The sequence below is a fragment of the Pseudomonas sp. 008 genome (assembly GCF_016861935.1).
Taxonomy (GTDB): Bacteria; Pseudomonadota; Gammaproteobacteria; order Pseudomonadales; family Pseudomonadaceae; genus Aquipseudomonas.
The window spans coordinates 130,761-150,654 of record NZ_BOMA01000006.1; the positions used below are offsets into that span (position 1 = coordinate 130,761).

The following is a 19,894-nucleotide window of genomic DNA, read 5'->3' on the forward strand; positions in this document are numbered from 1 at the left end:
GGTACAGGTCATGGATTTTTTACTCGGGTTGTTCAGTCGGGTCACGGGGAACGAGGAGGTGGCGCGCCTGTTGTTCCTCAGTGCGGTCGGTTTGAGTACGGTTCTGGCGATTGTCGCCGTGATCTTGCTGATGCTGGGGCTTCAGGACCCGGTGCAGCGCCGTCTGGCGCTGATCAAGCGTGGCCATTTAGGCAACGCTGCCGGACAGGAAGCTCCAGGTAACCTGCAACTGTTGCTGGAGCGGGTCGGCCAGCGTTTTGCCTCGACCGAATCGGCTCAGGCGTCCGTCACCCAGACCCTGTTGACGCACGCGGGGTACCGTTCTTCTTCAGCATTGCAGATGTATTGGGCGGTGCGCTTGCTGTTACCACTGATGTTGGTCGGCATTGCGTTGTTGCTATTGCCGATGATTCCGAAGATTTCGCTGAGCGTGGGGCTGCTATTGGTGGTCATGATGGCCGGTATCGGGTGGCTGCTGCCGGCACTGTATGTCGGCAAGCGCAAGCAGGCGCGTCAAGGTCGGCTGCGTGCTGCGTTTCCGGATGCGCTGGATCTGATGGTGGTGTGCGTGGAGTCGGGCCTGGCCCTGCCGACGACCATTGAACGGGTGGCTGAAGAGATGTCGGTCAGTCAGGTTGAGTTGGCTGAAGAGCTGGCTCTGGTGAATGCGCAAATCCGCGCGGGCATTTCCAGTACCGAGGCGCTCAAGCAACTGGCTGTGCGTACTGGTCTGGATGACGTGCAAGGATTGGTCAGCCTGTTGGCGCAAAGTATCCGCTTCGGCACCAGCGTGGCCGACACCTTGCGCATCTATGCCGATGAATTCCGTGACCGGCGTACTCAAGCCGCCGAAGAGATGGGGGCGAAAGTCGGTACCAAGCTGGTATTTCCGCTGATTTTCTGCCTGTGGCCGAGCTTCTTTCTGGTCGCCATCGGCCCTGCCCTGATCGGGGTATTGAGAGCATTCGGGTAAGGTAAACGGGCGGAGGCTGTCGAGCACGATGGCCTTGCCACCCGAGTCTGATCTGCACTTTCCTCTCATAGATCTGCACATATCCTGGAGCGAGGCTTGCCCGCGAAGAGGCCGTCATATCCGCCATCTATGGTGGCAGACAGATCGCTTTCGCGGGCAAGCCTCGCTCCTTGTATGTTGGCCGAACACCCGGCGAGAGCAGCTAAGCTCCTCGGTGTTGTCTCAAAGATGTGTTTCTGGGGGAGGCCGACCGCGTCAGCCGGACTCACGACTGCTACGCAGCCGAACGCAGCCTCGCAGGCTCGACAGCTGCTACGGATCGCATACGGCTTAAGTGAACAGCATTGCGCTCCTACGGGGGGATTCGGTCAGAACTGAAAAGTGTGTAGATGCCAATGCTTTCCTGCAGACGTCATCAAGCCCGGCTTTACAGCCGGGCCACTCTTAACGACGCCAGAGGCGAATCACCCATTAACGTACCTCAGTTGCCGGGGGTCATTTTCCCCGCCGCATTCTGTTCAAAGAGTTCCGGAATCGGGTGGGTGAAGCTGTTCAGCCAACGCTGGAAGGCCAGGTCACGCTCGGTGACCGATGCAGTTTGCCGAAAAGGGGAGGCAACCACGCCACGAATCTGTAGCTGCATCCACTGTTCGGTGCCTTTTTGCGGCGCCGAGGAGGGACCCGGCTCAATAGCCCAGGCACTAGTGGACAGGCAAGCCATGCACACAATCAACAGCCTTTTGGTATTCATCTCGACTCCTCGTACGTTCTACTTGATCGCAGCACTGGGTGAGGCATCGGCTACCTCAGCCTTACGATTCCCCTCGGAAGCCACCGCTTTTTTAGCAGAGGCCTTGAGTTTTTCCGCGCGGTTTTGAGCCTCTGCGACTTGCTGGGGACTCAAGCTGGCGCGGTTTGCGAGTTCGGCAGCCGCCTTCCAGTTGTCCTGATAAATCAGCAGCGTCACCATGTTGAGTGCCGCCAGAGAATCCGCCTGCTTGAGCTCCATGGCCGTCATGAACTCGAAGCGTGCTTCAGGGATCCGTCGCTGATTGAGGTAGACGACCCCCAGGTCATTGCGCATCTTGTCGTCGGTGGGGGACATCTTCACCGCTCGCTCAAGGTGAGTGGCAGCGGTGGCGTTATCATTTTTAGCCGCGGCCAACTGGCCCAGGCCATGTTCCCCTTCAGGGGCCAGACAGGTGCCGAGCAAGCTTTGATACAACGGCTCCGCATCTTTACGCCCCATCAAGCGCAGCACCCGAGCCTTTCGCAGGCGAACCTGGACCAGGTCATCGGGCAAACCTTCAAGATTCGCCAGGCTGGCATACAAACGGCCCTCATTGACCATGTTGTCAGCCAGATTCAGGGCCAGCTCTTGCTCCGAACTGGGTTTGGCACAGACAGCCGGTCGCGAAGACAGGCCATTGGTGGCACAACCTGCGAGCATCAATGTCGCCGTTATTGCAATGACTGCTTTCATCGAGTGTCCTCTGGCTACAACACGTTGAACGCCTGGCCAATGGCAATACAGCTGGCCCACCAAGCGCTCAAGATCACCGTTAAGAGTGAGGGCGAAAGCCCGGTTCAGCGTCTGGCTCCGGTTCATTGTGAGAGCCCGCTCTTACTGTCGAAATCACCATTTTCGAGGAAGAACATGCGGTAGAAGTTCGGGTCGTAATTGCGCAGCTGCTCGCCAGGCAATGACGGCAGTTGTGCATTGGCCGCCAGGGGCTGGACCAGATGCGGGGTGACGATCATCAGCAGTTCGCGCTCTTCACGGTTGATGGTGTTGTCGCGGAAGAACGCGCCCAGAATCGGGATATCGCCCAGCCCCGGGAATTTGTTCACCTGGGAATTGTTGCGGGTACTGATCAGGCCGCTGATGACGAAGCTTTCGCCGTCGGCCAGGGAGATGCTGGTGTCGGTACGGCGTATGGTCAGCGCCGGAACTATCGTGCCGGCGATGCTTACGGCGTTGGTGAAGTCCAGTTCACTGACTTCCGGCGCCACTTTAAGGGCAATACGGTTTTTCTCGATGATGGTTGGCGTCAGGGTCAGGCGGATACCGAACTCCTTGTACTCGATGGAGATGTTATCGCTGCCCGAACTGGGCACCGGAATCGGTACTTCACCGCCGGCCAGGAAGCTCGCACTCTGCCCGCTGAGCGCCACCAGGCTTGGTCGCGCCAGGGTATAGGCGAAACCGCTGCCTTCCAGCGCGTTGATCGCCACCAGGGTATTGCCGGTCGCAAAAGAGAGGTTGAAATTATCGTTGTTCACCGGCAATGACGGCGTAACGATGCCGCCGATGGTAGGCAAGGTTCTCGGCGAGCCGAACAGGAAGTTGCCACGGGTGCCGAAAATAGACGCTGAGGCTTCCTTGAGTTTGGTCCGGCTGACTTCAACGAAGCGAATATCGGTTTGCACCTGGCTTGGCAGCATCGGGTCTTCGGTAGGTCCCGTCGACACGCTGGTCAGCGCCGCGGTGGCCCGGCCCTTGACGAACACCATGCTTTGGCGTGGTGTTTTCGAACAGGAGGTCCAGACCATCAGGCTGGTGGCTCCCGGTGTCAGACCGGTGAGTATGAAGGCGCTGGGATTGTTGCCGCTGGGTTGCACATCGGCAATTTTCGGGTCACCCACGGCCAATTGCGTCACCGGAACCGGTGTGTGCAGTTCACTCTGAAGCCCCTGACCGACCTCGAACGTTGTCGGCATACTGTCCATCTGCGAACAATTGGCCGCCGCGGCCTGAGCCGCGTCCACGCTGAGGCCCATCCAGAACAGGCCATGGATAATTCGCTTGAAAGCGGGCACGGTACGATAGCTCATTAAGTGCATCCTCGCTGAATAGGCCATCTACAAGGCAAACCAAGTTGCCTCGGATCACTACAGGGGGCCTGAGTCGACCCTCAACCTCGCCAGAGCACTCACCACTAATGACCAATGCCCCCGGCAATATTCCTTGGTGCTACACGCAAGCAGGTGCAATACGCTGATCCGAATGAACAGCGAGCGACCTTCTAAAACGGCTTTTAGTGATCCAGATACCTGGGCTGCCGACCCGAGCGGCAGGCTCAGGCTCGACAACCATCGCGGTTATAGGCGGCACTTCCCGCCAACCTGACTCCCCTAAAAAGCAACCGGCAATCACAGCTCTGCGCCGGTAAACGCCTGTCAGGATCATAGTGAGGTAACTCCTTTTGCCAATTCGCTATCTGATCTCTGAACCTAACGTCAAAATTCAAACCGTTATGACTTCTTCTTGTTTGAAGGTAGTTCAAACAAAGCAAAGCGCCACGATTTAAAACAAAACTTTCAGGGCAGAGTGTGGAGATAGCCATGTTGCTGGCGTTGGAGCGGCAAAAAAATGCGGTTCGGCGAGGCAACTAAGGCGGCAGGGCTTACATGGACAGAATCAGGCGTCCGGCGAACAGAATAAGGATCACCCCCATGGTTCGTTCGAACCAGTGCCCCATACGCATGAACAGCAGTCGCACCCGGGCGCAGGAAAAGAACAGGGCCACGATCACGAACCACAGGGCGTTCACGAAACACATCCACAACCCGTACAGCGCCTGAATCTGCAGTGGTGTCGTGGCACTGATGAGGGTGGTGAAGATCGCCAGAAAGAACAGCGTAGCCTTGGGGTTGGTGGCGTTGGTCAGAAACCCCGTGCTGAAGGCCTTGAACAGGGTCTGCTGCTCAGTTGACGCTGCTGCGCCGTTGTCGCCTTCAATCGCCACTTTGGGTTTGCTGCGCAACAGGCTCACACCGAGGTACAAAATGTAGGCCCCCCCGATCACCTTGGCCACCGTCAATAGCCAAGGCGTGGTGTGCATCAATGCGCCGACGCCGAGCAAGGTGTACAGCACATGCACGGAAATGCCCGCGCCGATGCCCAGCGCCGTGCAGATGCCCACTAAACGCCCGAAACGCACGCTTTGGCGGATGGTCACGGCGAAATCCGGACCGGGAGCTACCACGGCCAGAAAATGGATGGTTGCCAGCGCCAGAAACTCGCCCAGGTAATTCGAAAACATCTCAACTCCAGAAAGTCAGGGGGGAAGCATTGCCGCGGTAGCCGACAAAGAAAGAAAGGCTCAATCGCGGATCGTCCACACCTGGTGTCACCGAGTGCATGCGGCGTGAATTGAACATGATGAAATCACCGGGCTCAGGGCGAATCTCCAGGGTCGGAGGGCCGAGCAAGGCCGGATCGATGCCGTAACTGTCGCCACGCATCTCGTCGAACTGGTCCGGGGAAATGTCGTGGTCCCACATCTGCAAGGCGCCGCCCTCGGTCGGCATGTTCAGGTAAACATTGCAGGCGAACTGCGCTTCCAGGCTTCTGGCCTGGAAGCTGTCCGGGGCGTCCTTGGCGAAAATGTCGTGATGGGCGAGGAAGCACACGCCGGGTTTGACCACGCGCGATAGCCCCACATACATCTTGCGGCCATAGAGGTTTTCCAGGTGCGCCCCCGCCGGCCAGGACTCATCGAGCATGCAGCGCAGGGTGTCGACAGGCGAGGAGTAGGGCGCACAACGGCTGCGCAACTCGGCGATGTTGCTGGTGGCGCGCTCGAAATAGTCTTCGATCAGCAGTGGCTGGTTTTCCGCTTCGTAAAACGCCATGCCGATGCGACCGATGCTCGGTGCGTTGATGTAGCCTTCAAAGCCGGGGGCGAGGATCTTGTCGCCGATCTGGATCGCCAGTGGCCGAGGCAACAAGCCTCTGACGCGGATGGCGAGGACTTCTTCGTTGGCCAGTTTTTGTATGCACGTCTCATCGAGACGCTCGACGTCAAGCATCATGTCTTAGGTCCATCTATCAGATAGTCAACAGAGCCCGTGAACACAGGCCCCCCGGCGTCAGGCGATGACGAGGTCGACATCGCCCAAAGGCTCAATCCACGTGGTAGTGGACTGACAACGTTCCCTTTTTCTGCGAAAGGGAAGCGATTGTGACCATGCCTAAATCCTTCAGGCTGCGTACATGGGTGCCGCCGCAGCCGTAGGCGGGCAGCTCACCGAAACCGATTTCACGGGCGCCTTCGCGCAACGACGTCAAGCGCGGCAGATCATGGGCGATCCATTGCTTGATGCCGTGCTGAATCGTCTGGGCATCAACCTCCTGCGCGCCATCGCCCGGTTTGAATTGCACACGTCCTTCATCCGGCCAGTGATGAGCCTTGATCGGCATCCAGCCCAAGGCCTGGACGAAGTGACCAATCAGATGCCCCGCCGAATGCATGCGCGTATTGAACTGGCGGCGTTGCTCGTCGACCCGAATCTGGATCATGCCGAGTTTTACCGGGTGGTCGACGAAATGGATGATCCGCTCCGTTTCGTGCACCACGCGCAGCACCTGGCTTTCGCCGATCCAGCCGGTATCACAGGGTTGCCCGCCGCCCTGGGGGTGAAACAGAGTGGCGCGCAGCACCACGGCGAACTCGTTCTCATAGGGCGTGCAATCCAGGACTTCCACATTGGCCCTGAGGTCATCACTATGGAAAAAGAGGCGAAGCGTCATATTCCATGCCCTTATTAAAGTTTCTATTTTTATTATATGAACCGTGGAATTGCGTGATAATCCGTTCAACCATCAAAGGACTGTTGCGCTGTGAGCATAAATCTTCCCCTGCCGTTGCTCGGTGAAATGGCTATTTTCGTCAAGGTTGTCGAAACCGGCAGTTTCTCCGAAGCGGCGCGTCAGTTGGGGGCTTCACCCTCGGCGGTGAGTCGCAGCATTTCGCGGCTGGAGAAGGCGCTTGCCACGCGCTTGCTGCAACGAACCACGCGTAAGCTACGCCTCAGCGACGGTGGCGAAGAGGTGTTCAAGCGCTGCCAGGAGATGGTCAGCGCGGCGAAGTCGGTGATGGAAATCAGCGGTCAGTTCACCCAGGAAGCGGAAGGGCTGGTGCGCGTCAGCGTGCCCAAGGCCGTCGGGCGATTTGTGATTCATCCGCATATGCCGGAGTTTCTGCGGCGTTATCCCAAAGTGGATGTGGAGTTGTTGCTCGAGGACCGCCAAGTGGATTTGATCGATGACAACGTCGACCTGGCCATCCGTATTACCGATCGGCCCCCTGCGGGGCTGGTGGGGCGGCAATTGCTGACCATCGACCATTTGCTCTGCGCCACGCCGCAGTACCTGGCCGAGCACGGCACACCGACTCATCCCCACGACTTGCTCAATCACAGCTGCATCTATCTGGGCGAAACCCCGAGCGATGCGCGCTGGAAGTTCAAGAAAGGCAGTAAAGCCGTGACCGTCGGTGTGCGCGGACGTTACGCCGCCAATCACACGGGCGTGCGATTGGGCGCGGTATTGCAACACATCGGGATCGGTAGCCTGCCGTACTTCACCGCCCGTTATGCGCTGGAACAGGGGCTGATTGTGCAGGTATTGCCGGACTGGACCTTTCTGGCGTCCTACCACGGAGGCGCCTGGCTGCTGCATTCGCCCACCCGCTATCTGCCGCCCAAGTTACGGGTATTCATCGACTATCTGGTGGAATGCCTGGAGAAGGAGCCGACCTTGAGCAATCCGGGCAAGCCAAGCGCGATGGGCAAGGGCGTGGCAGCGTATGAGTTGCCGGAGAGTGATGGGTTGTTTTGATCTTTACCCGGCCAACAAAAAAGGCCCGCATGATTAACCATGCGGGCCTTTTGCGTTACTGATTGGAGATCAGTGCTTGCTGTCCTGATTCGACATCGCCAGCAGCTGTTTTTCCTGATTCCAGTCGAACGGTTCATCGTTCTGTTCGGCTTCGAAGCGACGTTCTTCCAGCGCCTGGTACAGGTCGATTTCATCATCGGGCATGTAATGCAGGCAGTCACCGGCGAAGTACCACAGCAGATCGCGCGGCACCAGGTGGGCGATTTGCGGGTAGCGGGTGATGATCTGGCACAGGATGTCCTGGCCCAGGTATTGGCTTTCGATCGGGTCGACCGGCAGCAACGCACGCAGTTCGTCGAAGCGCTCCAGGAACAAGGCATGGCTTTCTTCGGGAACCTGTTCGGCCTCACCTACGGCGACCAGGATACTGCGCAGGTGGTCGAGCAAGACGAGATGATCGGCAACGACATTGGACACGAGATAAGTCCTCAAGAGCAAAACGGGCGCAGGAGTATAAAGCTCCCGCGCCCTTTTTTCACAGGGTAAAGCGCCCCATGATGGTAAGGCGACACACGGTCCTCTGGATCAGCGGACCTTGCCCTTGCCCAGCACCAGCACCTGTTTGTCGAAATCATCGACGTCGATCACCTTGCGCCGCGCCACCTCCACTTCACGCAAGGTCTCGGCCTCAACCGGTTGCAAGACGCCAGCCTCCAGTGCGGCATCGATGACCGACTCCCCGACAGTGGGTTTGACCTGGCGACTTCTCAGCGCCGTGTTGAGTTTTTTCTGTAGCGGTTTGGCGGCGTTCAGCAAGTCGCAGGCGTGCTGCAGGGCGCCGACCGGATCCTCTGTCGATTGCGGGCGATAGCAGCCCGCCAATAACTCCTCAAGGGTCGGATCGCCCTTGGCGCGGCCGAGGACTGCGGCGACTTTGGCCGCCAGCCTGTCCGACGGGCCTTTGTGCCGGCGACCGAACGGGAACACCATCACTCGCAGCAGGCAGCCGAGTACCTTGTTCGGGAAATTGGTCAGCAGTTCGTCCAGCGCACGTTCGGACTGGCCGAGGCTCTCTTCCATGGCCCAGGCGAACAGCGGGTGCATATGCTCCGGCGAATCGAGATCGTGATAACGCTTGAGCGCCGCGGAGGCCAGATACAGGTAGCTGAGCACATCGCCCAGACGTGCGGACAAGCGTTCGCGGCGTTTCAGATCGCCGCCCAGCAGCATCATGCACTGGTCTGCAAGCATGGCAAAAGCCGCGGCCTGACGGTTGAGGGCGCGCACGTAGCGTTGGCTGAGCTTGTCCCCAGGCATGTGTTCGAAATGCCCGAAGCCAAGGTTCAGCACCAGGGTGCTGGCGGCGTTGCTCACGGCAAAACCAATGTGATTGAGCAGCAGGGCGTCGAATTCGATCAACGCCTGTTGTTTGTCTTCGCGGTGGACAAGGGCCATTTCCTTGAGCACGTACGGATGGCAGCGAATAGCGCCCTGGCCGAAGATCATCAGGTTGCGTGTCAGGATGTTCGCACCTTCGACCGTGACGGAAATGGGCGCACCTTGCCAGCTACGCGCCAGATAGTTGTTCGGGCCCATGATGATGGCCTTGCCGCCGTGAACATCCATGGCGTGACTGATGCACTCGCGACCGCGTTCGGAGAGGTGGTATTTGATGATGGCGGAGGGCACCGACGGCTTTTCGCCGAGGTCGACGGCGTTGGCGGTGAGCATCCGCGCGCTGTCCATCAGCCAGGTACTGCCGCCGATCCGCGCCAGTGCTTCCTGAATCCCTTCGAAGGCTGACAGCGGTGCGTTGAATTGCTCGCGAACCTGCGCATATTGGCCTGTCACCAGGCTGCTGAACTTGCCCGCGGCAGTACCGATGGCAGGCAGCGAAATGGAACGCCCGACCGACAGGCAGTTCATCAGCATCATCCAGCCTTCGCCGAGCATTTCCTGACCGCCGATGATGAACTCCAGCGGTATGAACACATCCTTGCCGGCGTTCGGGCCGTTCATGAAGGCGGCGCCCAGCGGCAAGTGACGGCGGCCGATTTCTACACCGGGGGTCTGGGTTGGAATCAATGCGAGACTGATCCCCAGGTCGACTTTGTCACCCAATAGATGATCCGGGTCATAGGCCTTGAAGGCCAGGCCGATCAAGGTCGCCACCGGACCGAGGGTGATGTAGCGTTTTTCCCAGTTCAGGCGCAGGCCGAGGGTTTCCTGGCCTTCCCATTCACCTTTGCAGATCACTCCGGTGTCGGTCATGCCCCCGACGTTGGAACCGGCCATCGGGCCTGTCAGGGCAAAGCAGGGGATATCGTCGCCGCGGGCCAGCCGTGGCAGGTAATGATTGCGTTGTTCGTCGGTGCCGTAATGCAGCAGCAGTTCCGCCGGGCCGAGGGAGTTGGGCACCATGACGGTGGAAGCGAGGTCGCCGCTGCGGGTTCCCAGTTTCATCGCGATCTGGGAGTGGGCATACGCCGAGAAGCCTTTGCCGCCGTACTCCTTGGGAATGATCAGGGCAAAAAAGCCATGCTGCTTGATGTGATCCCAGGCCTTGGGTGGCAGGTCCATCAACTGGCTGATCTGCCAATCGGTGACCATCGCGCAGAGTTCTTCGGTCGGGCCATCGATAAACGCCTGTTCCTCTTCACTCAGTTGCGCTTTTGGATAGGCCAGCAGCTTGTTCCAGTCCGGACGACCGCTGAACAGCTCGCCATCCCACCAGACCGTGCCGGCTTCAATGGCTTCACGCTCGGTTTGCGACATGGGCGGCAGGTTTTTTTGAAACCAGTTGAATATGGGCGCCGTGAACAGTTTTCGGCGCAGGTCCGGCAGCAACAGGGGGGCGGCCACGGCCGCGAGTAACACCCAGAAAATCAGCAGCAGCCAGACGGGGGCATGGCTCGCATGTCTGAAGATGCCCATCGCCAGCAGATAGACAGCGATGATGCCCAAAGCGGGCAGAGGTGCGGTGCGGCGATGTGCCAGCCAGGCAATCCCGACCACCAGAACCAGTATCCACAACAGCAGCATAATTAATTCTCCTGAAGCCAGGGGCAAAACCACTCTCAGAGCTTAGACGGCATCCATAAAAGTGGGTGGTCGGAGCGATCGGGTTGAGCTTGTAGGACGAAACGGCCGGACTTCGTCAGTTATTTCGATGGAGGGCTCGTCAACAGGGCGGGCAAGCGCTGATATTTGGCCGAAACGTCGTTATCTCTGTGCTGAAGGTGTCGCTAGACTCGTGGCTTCCCCCAGGAGATTGCTCCCATGCACGCGTATCTGAGCCCCGGCCGCTTCATCGACAGTGACCATCCCTCGGTGGTGGAGTTCGCCGAAAAACATCGTGGCGCCGGGCGCGATCCGTTGGAGCAGGCGATCAATCTCTATTACGCCGTGCGCGAGGCCGTGCGCTACAACCCCTACACCTTCAGCCGTGATCCGCAGACCTTGCGCGGCAGCTATGCGCTGGCGGCCGGGGAGAGTTATTGCGTGCCCAAAGCCACGCTGCTGGCAGGTTGCGCTCGGCATTGCGGGATCCCGGCGCGTATCGGTCTGGCGGATGTGCGCAATCACCTGTCGACGCCACGCCTGCTCGAACTGCTCAAGAGTGATGTGTTCGCCATGCACGGCTACACCGAGCTTTATTTGAACGAGCGTTGGGTTAAAGCCACGCCGGCTTTCAATCAACAACTGTGCGAATTGTTCAATGTCGCGCCGCTGGAATTCGACGGGATCAATGACAGCGTGTTCCATCCCTTCAACCGTGACGGCGAGCAGCTGATGGAGTACCTGGTCGATCACGGCCAGTTCACCGATGTGCCTGAAGCGTTTTTTTTCGAGCACCTGGAAAAGTGCTATCCGCATCTGTTCGGTGAGCAAGTGCCGGTGCTGCTGGGTGATATGCAGAGCGATTTGAGTCGCGTCTGATCCGGCGTATGCTGCCTGCGCATTCATTCAACAAGGAGCGGTCATGCTGAAGATCTGGGGTCGGGAAAATTCGTCGAATGTCAGAAAACCATTGTGGGCCGCCGAAGAGCTGGGCCTGGCCTATGAAGCCATCGATGCCGGCGGTGCCTTTGGCGTGGTCGATACGCCTGAGTACCGGGCGATGAATCCCAACGGTCGCGTGCCGGTGATCGAAGACGACGGCTTCGTGCTGTGGGAATCCAACGCCATCGTGCGTTACCTGATGGCTCGCCATGCCAGCGGCACTGCCTGGTATCCGACGGACCTGCAAGCCCGTGCCTCGGCCGAAAAGTGGATGGACTGGACCACCTCAAGTTTTGCCGCGCCGTTTCGCACGGTGTTCTGGGGCGTGTTGCGCACCCCGCAAGAGCAGCAGGACTGGCCGGCCATCAAGGCTGCGATCAAGGAGTGCGACGATCTGCTGTCGATGGCCGATCAAGCGCTGGCGGTTAAACCATACCTGTCGGGCGATGAGATCGGCATGGGCGACATTCCCTTGGGCAGCTTCATTTATGCCTGGTTCGAGATGCCGATCGAGCGCGTGCCGCAGCCTCATCTCGAAGCCTGGTACGCGCGGTTGAAACAGCGTCCGGCGTATCGCAAAGCCGTCATGACCGCGTTGACTTAATACTCACTATCGACACGCTTAACTGTACTTGTGTGACGGCGACAAGCACCATTGCGCTCATGCGCCGCGGTTGCATTGATCGCCGCCCGCCCTTATTTATTCCTTTCTTCCCTTCTTGGTGCGTAAATCCGATATGAGTTCCGCTCTGTCCATCCGGCAGCTAACCAAAACCTACGGCAACGGTTTCCAGGCCTTGAGTGGTATCGATCTGGACGTCGCCGAAGGTGACTTTTTCGCCTTGCTCGGCCCGAACGGCGCCGGCAAATCCACAACCATCGGCATTCTCTCGACCCTGGTGAACAAGACCAGCGGCACGGTGAATGTGTTCGGTCACGACCTGGACAAGGAACCAGCGGCGCTCAAGCGCTGCATTGGTGTGGTGCCCCAGGAGTTCAACTTCAACCAGTTCGAAAAGACCTTCGACATCGTCGTGACCCAGGCTGGTTACTACGGCATCCCGCCGAAAATCGCCAAGGAACGCGCCGAGCAGTACCTGACCCAACTGGGTTTGTGGGACAAGCGTGATGTGCCGTCGCGCTCCCTGTCCGGCGGCATGAAGCGCCGACTGATGATCGCCCGGGCGCTGGTCCACGAACCACGCCTGTTGATCCTCGACGAACCGACGGCGGGGGTGGACATCGAATTGCGTCGCTCGATGTGGACCTTCCTCACTGAACTGAACAAGAAAGGCATCACCATCATCCTCACCACCCACTACTTGGAGGAGGCTGAGCAGTTGTGCCGCAACATCGGCATCATCGACCACGGCACCATTGTCGAGAACACCAGCATGAAGCAGTTGCTCAGCCAACTGCATGTCGAGACGTTCCTGCTGGACCTGAAGAACACCTTGCAAGTGGCGCCGCAGTTGCTTGGTTACCCGGCCAAACTGATCGACAGTCATACCCTGGAAGTCCAGGTCGACAAGGCCATGGGCATTACCGCGCTGTTCACCCAGTTGGCGCAGCAGAACATCGAAGTGTTGAGCCTGCGTAACAAAACCAATCGCCTTGAGGAGTTGTTCGTGTCCCTGGTGGAGAAAAATCTGTCGAAGGTGGCGGTATGAGTTCCGAGCTGCAACCCAACCTCGTCGCCCTCAATACCATCGTTTACCGTGAGGTCAAGCGCTTCACCCGGATCTGGCCGCAGACTTTGCTGCCGCCAGCCATCACCATGGTTCTGTACTTTGTGATCTTCGGCAATCTGATCGGTCGGCAGATCGGCGGCATGGGTGGCTTCACGTACATGGAGTACATCGTGCCGGGGCTGATCATGATGTCGGTGATCACCAACTCCTATGGCAACGTGGTGTCGAGTTTCTTTGGCAGCAAGTTCCAGCGCTCCATCGAAGAACTGATGGTGTCGCCGGTGTCGCCCCATACGATTCTGATCGGCTACACCCTGGGCGGCGTGCTGCGCGGGTTGATGGTCGGGCTCATCGTGACGCTGCTGTCGCTGTTCTTCACCACGCTACAGGTGCATCACCTGGGCGTGACCGTTCTGGTGGTGCTGCTGACGGCGACGATCTTCTCGTTGCTGGGTTTCATCAACGCGGTATTTGCACGCAATTTCGATGACATCTCGATCATCCCGACCTTCGTGCTGACACCGCTGACGTACCTGGGCGGGGTGTTCTACTCGATCAGCTTGTTGCCACCGTTCTGGCAGACCGTTTCGCTGGCCAACCCGGTGCTGCACATGGTCAACGCCTTCCGTTACGGCATCCTCGGCGTGTCGGACATCAAGATCAGCGTGGCGATTGCTTTCATGCTGGTAGCGACTGTTGTGTTGTACATCGGTTGTGCGCGGTTGCTGGTTAGTGGGCGTGGGATGCGTACCTGACGCCTCCACTGCGGGAGCTGGTTGCTCGCGAAGGCTGTGTGTCAGGTAATGTGTTTATTGATGGTGCGCATATCCGTTTCTTCGGTAATGGCGACTGGCGGTTTCGCTTTTACAGCGAGTCACTTTGGAAAAGCCCCAAAGTAACCAAAGGGCTCTTGCCCCTTTCGTTCGGTGCCTCGCCTAGGCTCGGCATGCCCTCGCTCCGGTCCTGCTCCGTGGGCCCGCCGCCATCGGCCATCCATGGCCGGGGGCGGCTAACCCGGCATCCATGCCGGGTTGCCCACTGCGCAGAACCTCCACTCGGCCTCTCGATGGGGCGGTGCGTCAAAATCAAAAGCAAGGCGGCCCACCGGCCGACCTGATCTCACGTGCACACATTTCCCTGTAGGAGCTGTCGAGCGAAGCGAGGCAGCGATCTTTTGATCTTGCTGTGGCTTCTGCTTTGGCTTTGGCTTTGGATCTGGATCTACCGCCCCTTTCCCAGAGGCCGAACGCAGGTATTGCGCAGGGGGCACCGCGGCAAGGATGCCGCGGTAGCCGCCCCCGGCCATGGATGGCCGATGGCGGCGGGCCCCCGGAGTAATGCCGGAGTGAGGGCATGCCGAGCCTAAGCGAGGCACCGAATGGCGGGGCAAGAGCGCTTTGGTTACTTTCGCGCTTTTCGAAAGTGACCCGCTGTAAGAGCGGAACCCTAAGTGGCCGTTACAGAAAAAACGGATATGTACGCCACCAAAAAGCCATAAAAAAACGGCCTCCCAAGTGGAGGCCGTTTTTCATTCCTGCATCCGGCTGCGCTTACGCCGTGCCCACTGCCGACTCACCCACCAGCGCCAATACATCATCACCAGACAATAAGCCAATGCCCCAAGCACCAGCCCCGTTACCACCGAGCCGAGTAAAAACGGCTGCCACAAAGTAGAGAGTTCGCCGCTGATCCATGCCCAGGTCAACTCGTCCGGCAAGCTCCTGGCGGGGACGTCCATCAGCCAGGCGCCAGTCTGGTAAGTGCAGAAGAACACCGCCGGCATGGTGATCGGATTGGTCAGCCAGACCAGGCTGACGGCAATCGGCATGTTGCCGCGCACCACGATGGAGAGGATGGCGGCCAGCAGCATTTGCAACGGGATGGGCAGGAATGCCGCGAACAGACCGACGGCCATGGCCCGCGCGACGGAATGGCGATTGAGGTGCCAGAGGTTCGGGTCATGCAGCAGGGTGCCAAGAAAGCGTAAGGATTTGTGTTCCCTGATACTGGTCGGGTCTGGCATGTAACGTTTGAATAAGCGCCGGGGCATAAGGCTTCTCGGTCGGTTAAGGCGGCAAGTATGTCTGGATTCTACGAACCGCCCATTCAGACTTTGTGACAATTGTTAACGACGCCTGTGCGGCGCGACGGCTAAGCCTAGGGAGGGGACTCTCAAGGACGGGCTTATGCGCACAGGGATGATGGCGCTGGCGTTGGGTCTGCTGGCCCTGCGTTTTTTGCCGGCCCTGCCGCCGGCAGGGTTGTGGCTGTTGTTGCCGGTAGTGGGTTTGATGTTGCTGCCGTTTCGAACCTTTCCACTGGCATTTTGGTTGTTCGGTTTCAGTTGGGCGTGTGCGAATGCGCAGTGGGCGCTGGATGATCGCCTGGCGCTGAAGCTCGATGGCGAGACTCGCTGGGTCGAAGGTCGTGTCACCGGTTTGCCGCAGCAGGCCGAGGGTGTAGTGCGTTTCGAACTGACAGACAGTCAGTCGCGTCGCACCCAACTGCCTCGGCACCTGCGTCTGGCCTGGTATGGCGGGCCGCCCGTCAACAGTGGCGAGCAGTGGCGGCTGGCAGTCAAATTGAAGCGTCCTGCCGGGCTGCTCAACCCCCATGGTTTTGATTACGACGCCTGGTTGCTGGCCCAACGTATTGGCGCCACCGGGACCGTCAAGGACGGTCAGCGACTAGGGGAAGCGCGGTGGGCCTGGCGCGACGGCATTCGTCAGCGTTTGCAGGCCGTGGATGCGCAGGGGCGAACGGGGGCGCTGACGGCGTTGGTGCTGGGGGACGGCGCCGGGATGAGCCGTGAGGACTGGCAGGTGCTGCAAGACACCGGCACCGTGCATCTGTTGGTGATTTCCGGGCAACACATTGGTTTGCTGGCGGGGCTGGTGTATCTGCTGATCGCCGGGCTGGCGCGCTATGGCTTATGGCCCAGGCGCTTGCCGTGGCTGCCATGGGCGTGTGGGCTGGCGTTCGCGGCGGCGCTCGGTTATGGGCTGCTGGCCGGTTTCGAGGTGCCGGTGCGTCGGGCCTGCCTGATGATTGGTCTGCTGTTGTTGTGGCGGCTACGGTTTCGTCACCTCGGCGCCTGGTGGCCGCTGTTGCTGGCGCTTGACGGTGTTTTGCTGCTGGACCCGCTGGCAAGCCTGCAACCGGGTTTCTGGTTGTCCTTTGCGGCAGTAGCGGTGCTGATTTTCACCTTTGGCGGGCGATTGGGCCCGTGGCGTTGGTGGCAAACCTGGACCCGCGCCCAATGGCTGATCGCGATCGGTCTGTGCCCGCTGCTGTTGGTGCTGGGGTTGCCGATCAGTCTCAGCGGACCGCTGGCCAATCTGCTGGCGGTGCCCTGGATCAGCCTGCTGGTCTTGCCGCCGGCGTTGCTCGGAACGCTGCTGTTGCCCATTCCCTATGTGGGCGAGGGGTTACTGTGGTTGGCTGGCGGTCTGATCGACCTTTTGTTCAAGGGGCTGGCGTTGGTGGCCGGGCAATTGCCCGCGTGGGTGCCGGTGGCGGTTCCGTTGTGGGTTTGGGCATTCGGCACGCTGGGCGCATTTCTGCTGTTACTGCCAAGGGGCGTGCCGTTGCGCCCGATGGGCTGGCTGTTGTTGCTGTTGCTGGTTGTTCCGCCTCGGCACACGCTGCCTGAAGGTGTCGCCGAAATCTGGCAACTGGATGTCGGCCAGGGGTTGGCCATTCTGGTGCGCACCCGCCATCACACACTGCTGTATGACGCCGGGCCACGGTTCGGCGATATCGACCTGGGTGAGCGGGTGGTGTTGCCAACATTGCGCAAACTGGGGGTGAATGAACTTGATCTGATGCTGATCAGCCACGCCGACGCCGACCATGCTGGTGGCGCGCGAGTCATTGCCGGGGGATTGCCGGTGACGCGGGTGCTGAGCGGCGATCCACTGGCCCTGCCGGACGAGCTACACGCCGAGGGCTGCGAGAGCGGTCAACAGTGGACTTGGGACGACGTGCGGTTCCAGCTCTGGCAGTGGCCGTCGGCCAGTGACAGCAATCAGAAATCCTGTGTGCTACAGATCGAAGCCAACGGTGAACGATTGCTGCTGACCGGCGATATCGATACCGCAGCCGAGCGGGCGCTGCTCGACAGTCCACTGGCGGTGCCGACGGACTGGTTGCAGGCCCCGCACCACGGCAGTCGCAGTTCATCTTCGATGGCGTTGCTCAGCGCTCTGCAACCCAAAGTCGTGCTGATCTCTCGCGGCAACGGCAATTCTTTCGGGCATCCTCATCCCGCGGTCGTGGCGCGCTATCAAAAACGTGGCATGGCGATCTACGACAGCGCGGAGGAGGGCGCCATTCGTCTACAACTGGGGCGCTTCAAACCACCGTGGACGATGCTTCAGGAACGGCGCTTCTGGCGCGATCCGCCAGCATTGCGCCAGTAACCAGCGTCGTCAAACCCCGACCGGATGCGACATCGCGGTCTTCGGTGCGCTCACCCCCTATGTTAGAGTGGCGCACTTTTTCGAGGGGACTGTCACTGTGTGGGAATTGGTCAAATCCGGCGGCTGGATGATGCTGCCGATCATTCTGAGTTCCATCGCGGCCATGGCGATCGTCGCCGAGCGTCTCTGGACCCTGCGCGCCAGCCGCGTGACCCCGGAGCACCTGCTCGGGCAGGTCTGGGTCTGGATCAAGGACAAGCAACTCAATAAAGAAAAGCTCAAGGAACTGCGCGCCAACTCCCCGCTGGGCGAGATCCTGGCCGCCGGTCTGGCGAACTCCAAGCATGGTCGCGAGATCATGAAAGAGTGCATCGAAGAGGCCGCCGCGCGGGTGATTCATGAGCTCGAACGTTACATCAACGCCCTGGGCACCATCGCCGCCATGGCCCCGTTGCTGGGGCTGCTGGGTACGGTGCTGGGCATGATCGATATTTTCAGTGCGTTCATGGGCACGGGCATGGGCACCAACGCCGCGGTGCTGGCCGGGGGTATTTCCAAGGCACTGATCACCACCGCCGCCGGCCTGATGGTCGGTATTCCGGCCGTGTTCTTCCACCGCTTCCTGCAACGTCGGATCGATGAGCTGGTGGTGGGCATGGAGCAAGAGGCGATCAAACTGGTCGAGGTCATACAGGGCGATCGCGACGTGGACCTGGCCGAGGGTAAAGCGTGAAATTCCGTCGTAAACCACGGGAAACGGTAGACATCAACCTCGCGTCGCTGATCGACGTGGTGTTTATCCTGTTGCTGTTTTTCGTCGTGACCACCACGTTCACCCGTGAAACCCAGTTGCGCGTCGACCTGCCGGAAGCGGTCAGCGGCTCCCCGGCCGAAGACCAGCAGCTCAAGCAACTGGACATCGCCATCAGCGCCGACGGGGCGTATTCGGTCAACAACCAGCTGTTGCCGAAGAACGACCTGACCAGCCTGATGGAAGCGCTACAGAAAGAATCCAATGGCGACACCAATCTGCCGTTGTCCATCAGCGCCGATGGCAAAACCCCCCATCAGTCCGTCATCACCGCGATGGACGCTGCCGGCAAGCTCGGTTTCAGCCACTTGCGCATGACCACTGTCGAGGCGGCGCCGGCGTCCTGATGGCCATGTCCGATCGATTGCTCGCTGCGTGGTACGAAGGTCATCCGGCGTTGAAGCTGTTGCAGCCTCTTGAATGGCTGTATCGACGCGTGGTCACTGGCAAGCGCGAGCGCTTTTTGGCGGGCGAGGGCGAGATCTATCGGTCGCCGGTGCCGCTGATCGTGGTCGGCAACATCACGGTGGGCGGCACGGGCAAGACGCCGCTGATTCTGTGGATGATCCAGCACTGCCAGCGCAGCGGCCTGCGGGTCGGTGTGGTCAGCCGTGGTTACGGCGCCAAACCGCCGCAATTGCCGTGGCGGGTCACAGCGGATCAAGGCGCGGACGTGGCGGGCGATGAGCCGCTGTTGATCGTCCAGCGCACCGGCGTGCCGCTGATGATCGACCCGGACCGCAGCCGCGCAGTCAAAGCCTTGCTGGCGAGTGAGCCGCTGGACCTGATCCTTTCCGACGACGGCATGCAGCATTACCGGCTGGCTCGAGACCTGGAACTGGTGCTGATCGACGCCGCTCGCGGCTTGGGCAACCGCCGTTGTCTGCCCGCCGGACCATTGCGCGAACCGGTCGAGCGCCTGCAAAGCGTCGATGCGGTGCTGTACAACGGCGCTGCCAATGATCGCGAAGACGGTTTTGCCTTCCAGTTGCAACCCACCGAACTGGTCAACCTGCACAGCGGCGAACGGCGGCCTCTGGACTACTTTCCCGCTGGTCAGGCCCTGCACGCCGTGGCCGGGATCGGCAATCCCCGGCGTTTCTTCACGACCCTCGAAACGCTACACTGGCGGCCAGTGCCCCATGCATTTGCCGACCACGCCGAGTACAGCGTGCAGGCTTTGAATTTCACACCGTCATTGCCAGTGGTGATGACAGAAAAGGACGCGGTGAAGTGCCGTGCCTTCGCCGCCGCCGATTGGTGGTACCTGGCGGTCGATGCTGCGCCATCGCCGGCCTTCGTGGCCTGGTTCGATACGCAGCTGATGCGCCTGTTGCCGGCTCGTCTTTTGCCTTAACTCCGTTTCTATCC

Annotated in this window: 19 protein-coding genes; 10 read left to right on the forward strand and 9 right to left on the reverse strand. The window is 59.8% G+C overall.

The window, feature by feature from the left end; translation table 11 throughout:
• The first annotated feature begins 10 nt into the window (after positions 1 to 10).
• A complete protein-coding gene (locus JUI81_RS14265) occupies positions 11 to 973 on the forward strand; it encodes a type II secretion system F family protein (protein WP_204124535.1) in 963 nt (320 codons plus the stop codon).
• A gap of 481 nt (positions 974 to 1,454) precedes the next feature.
• On the opposite strand, the gene JUI81_RS14270 is transcribed toward JUI81_RS14265, so the two are convergent.
• From JUI81_RS14270 to JUI81_RS14295, 6 genes are all read right to left on the reverse strand, one after another.
• Positions 1,455 to 1,724, reverse strand: a complete 270-nt coding sequence (locus tag JUI81_RS14270; protein WP_204124536.1) for a DUF3613 domain-containing protein — start codon at positions 1,722 to 1,724, stop codon at positions 1,455 to 1,457.
• 18 nt (positions 1,725 to 1,742) lie between these two features.
• Positions 1,743 to 2,456, reverse strand: coding sequence for a tetratricopeptide repeat protein (locus JUI81_RS14275; RefSeq protein ID WP_028938933.1), 714 nt, complete (start codon positions 2,454 to 2,456; stop codon positions 1,743 to 1,745).
• Positions 2,457 to 2,578: 122 nt separating this feature from the next.
• Positions 2,579 to 3,808 (reverse strand): type II and III secretion system protein family protein, encoded by a 1,230-nt coding sequence (locus JUI81_RS14280; RefSeq protein WP_028938934.1) that lies wholly within the window; start codon positions 3,806 to 3,808, stop codon positions 2,579 to 2,581.
• Between the two features lie 572 nt (positions 3,809 to 4,380).
• Entirely contained in the window at positions 4,381 to 5,019 is a 639-nt protein-coding gene (locus JUI81_RS14285) for a LysE family translocator (RefSeq protein ID WP_204124537.1), read from the reverse strand.
• Between the two features lies 1 nt (position 5,020).
• Positions 5,021 to 5,791 carry a 2OG-Fe(II) oxygenase gene (locus JUI81_RS14290; RefSeq protein ID WP_019581187.1) on the reverse strand — a complete coding sequence of 257 codons (771 nt, stop codon included), beginning with the start codon at positions 5,789 to 5,791 and terminating at the stop codon, positions 5,021 to 5,023.
• A 91-nt stretch (positions 5,792 to 5,882) separates the two neighbouring features.
• Positions 5,883 to 6,509, reverse strand: a complete 627-nt coding sequence (locus tag JUI81_RS14295; protein WP_019581186.1) for a hypothetical protein — start codon at positions 6,507 to 6,509, stop codon at positions 5,883 to 5,885.
• 90 nt (positions 6,510 to 6,599) lie between these two features.
• Here JUI81_RS14295 and JUI81_RS14300 point away from each other — a divergent pair, with 90 nt between their 5' ends.
• Positions 6,600 to 7,598: a LysR family transcriptional regulator gene (locus JUI81_RS14300; protein ID WP_204124538.1), complete on the forward strand. Its 999-nt coding sequence runs from the start codon at positions 6,600 to 6,602 to the stop codon at positions 7,596 to 7,598.
• Between the two features lie 69 nt (positions 7,599 to 7,667).
• On the opposite strand, the gene JUI81_RS14305 is transcribed toward JUI81_RS14300, so the two are convergent.
• Positions 7,668 to 8,075: a PA2817 family protein gene (locus JUI81_RS14305; protein WP_007938686.1), complete on the reverse strand. Its 408-nt coding sequence runs from the start codon at positions 8,073 to 8,075 to the stop codon at positions 7,668 to 7,670.
• Positions 8,076 to 8,183: 108 nt separating this feature from the next.
• Positions 8,184 to 10,640 carry an acyl-CoA dehydrogenase gene (locus JUI81_RS14310; RefSeq protein WP_204124539.1) on the reverse strand — a complete coding sequence of 819 codons (2,457 nt, stop codon included), beginning with the start codon at positions 10,638 to 10,640 and terminating at the stop codon, positions 8,184 to 8,186.
• A gap of 237 nt (positions 10,641 to 10,877) precedes the next feature.
• On the opposite strand from JUI81_RS14310, the gene JUI81_RS14315 reads away from it, so the two are divergent.
• From JUI81_RS14315 to JUI81_RS14330, 4 genes are all read left to right on the forward strand, one after another.
• The gene (locus JUI81_RS14315; RefSeq protein ID WP_204124540.1) at positions 10,878 to 11,537 is read left to right on the forward strand and encodes a transglutaminase family protein; all 660 of its coding nucleotides are present in this window, start codon (positions 10,878 to 10,880) and stop codon (positions 11,535 to 11,537) included.
• Positions 11,538 to 11,580: 43 nt separating this feature from the next.
• Positions 11,581 to 12,204 carry a glutathione S-transferase family protein gene (locus JUI81_RS14320; protein WP_204124541.1) on the forward strand — a complete coding sequence of 208 codons (624 nt, stop codon included), beginning with the start codon at positions 11,581 to 11,583 and terminating at the stop codon, positions 12,202 to 12,204.
• A 133-nt stretch (positions 12,205 to 12,337) separates the two neighbouring features.
• Entirely contained in the window at positions 12,338 to 13,270 is a 933-nt protein-coding gene (locus tag JUI81_RS14325; protein WP_028938938.1) for an ABC transporter ATP-binding protein, read from the forward strand.
• The gene (locus JUI81_RS14330) at positions 13,267 to 14,046 is read left to right on the forward strand and encodes an ABC transporter permease (RefSeq protein ID WP_018926238.1); all 780 of its coding nucleotides are present in this window, start codon (positions 13,267 to 13,269) and stop codon (positions 14,044 to 14,046) included. The genes JUI81_RS14325 and JUI81_RS14330 overlap by 4 nt, the downstream gene beginning before the upstream one ends.
• Before the next feature lie 773 nt (positions 14,047 to 14,819).
• Here the strand turns inward: JUI81_RS14330 and JUI81_RS14335 are convergent.
• Entirely contained in the window at positions 14,820 to 15,341 is a 522-nt protein-coding gene (locus tag JUI81_RS14335) for a DUF2062 domain-containing protein (protein ID WP_019582714.1), read from the reverse strand.
• 136 nt (positions 15,342 to 15,477) lie between these two features.
• On the opposite strand from JUI81_RS14335, the gene JUI81_RS14340 reads away from it, so the two are divergent.
• The 4 genes from JUI81_RS14340 to lpxK all read left to right on the forward strand — a co-directional run bounded on the left by JUI81_RS14340 (position 15,478) and on the right by lpxK (position 19,880).
• Positions 15,478 to 17,712 (forward strand): DNA internalization-related competence protein ComEC/Rec2, encoded by a 2,235-nt coding sequence (locus tag JUI81_RS14340; RefSeq protein WP_204124542.1) that lies wholly within the window; start codon positions 15,478 to 15,480, stop codon positions 17,710 to 17,712.
• A gap of 97 nt (positions 17,713 to 17,809) precedes the next feature.
• Complete coding sequence (locus tag JUI81_RS14345) at positions 17,810 to 18,445, forward strand: MotA/TolQ/ExbB proton channel family protein (RefSeq protein WP_007941964.1); 636 nt, start codon at positions 17,810 to 17,812, stop codon at positions 18,443 to 18,445.
• A complete protein-coding gene (locus JUI81_RS14350; RefSeq protein WP_018926235.1) occupies positions 18,442 to 18,870 on the forward strand; it encodes a biopolymer transporter ExbD in 429 nt (142 codons plus the stop codon). The genes JUI81_RS14345 and JUI81_RS14350 overlap by 4 nt, the downstream gene beginning before the upstream one ends.
• Positions 18,870 to 19,880 carry a tetraacyldisaccharide 4'-kinase gene (gene lpxK, locus JUI81_RS14355; RefSeq protein WP_019582716.1) on the forward strand — a complete coding sequence of 337 codons (1,011 nt, stop codon included), beginning with the start codon at positions 18,870 to 18,872 and terminating at the stop codon, positions 19,878 to 19,880. The genes JUI81_RS14350 and lpxK overlap by 1 nt, the downstream gene beginning before the upstream one ends.
• The last annotated feature ends 14 nt before the right edge of the window (positions 19,881 to 19,894 follow it).